Source organism: Litoribacterium kuwaitense (genome assembly GCF_011058155.1).
Taxonomy (GTDB): domain Bacteria; phylum Bacillota; class Bacilli; order Bacillales; family DSM-28697; genus Litoribacterium; species Litoribacterium kuwaitense.
This window is the reverse complement of sequence record NZ_JAALFC010000117.1, coordinates 1-436: the sequence shown is the minus strand read 5'-3', so window position 1 is coordinate 436 and position 436 is coordinate 1. Positions and strand designations below refer to the sequence as shown.

The following is a 436-nucleotide window of genomic DNA, read 5'->3' as shown; positions in this document are numbered from 1 at the left end:
AAAACGTGATCCTATCTTTCGATATGACTGTGGGTTTCTTCACTCTGATCAAATTCCATCCGAGGCTTCCTATTCGCGCATGCTTAGTGTGATCAGCGAATCTGATGTGATGGAACAGATCCATGATGAACTGGTTCTGCTTGCCATCGACGAAGGACATATCAGTGAAGAAAACATTGCCATTGATGCGACGCATTTTTGAGGCAAGGGATCGAGCGCAAGCCTCAGAGAAGAAAGAAAAGCCAGCGAAGAAAAAGCGTGGTCGCAAACCGAAAGCTGAGTATGAACAATGGCTGAAAGAAAAACAAGCCGAAGATGATGCACGCCCTATTTATGAAAAAGAGATTGTTCATCAGCGGTCTGAGTCAGTGGAAACGTTGTTTAAAGAAGCGCCCATCGAACCAAAATGGGGGATTAAGAAAAACAGTGACGGGAA

General features: G+C 44.7%; 1 protein-coding gene and 1 pseudogene. Both read left to right on the top strand.

Annotated features, from left to right (window positions below):
* Positions 1–202 (top strand): transposase (locus tag G4V62_RS19275; RefSeq protein WP_165205253.1); only part of this gene is annotated, 202 nt, incomplete at its 5' end.
* Positions 165–436 (top strand): annotated as a pseudogene (locus G4V62_RS19270) (IS5/IS1182 family transposase); the annotation flags it as partial. The gene G4V62_RS19275 and the pseudogene G4V62_RS19270, both read left to right, overlap by 38 nt.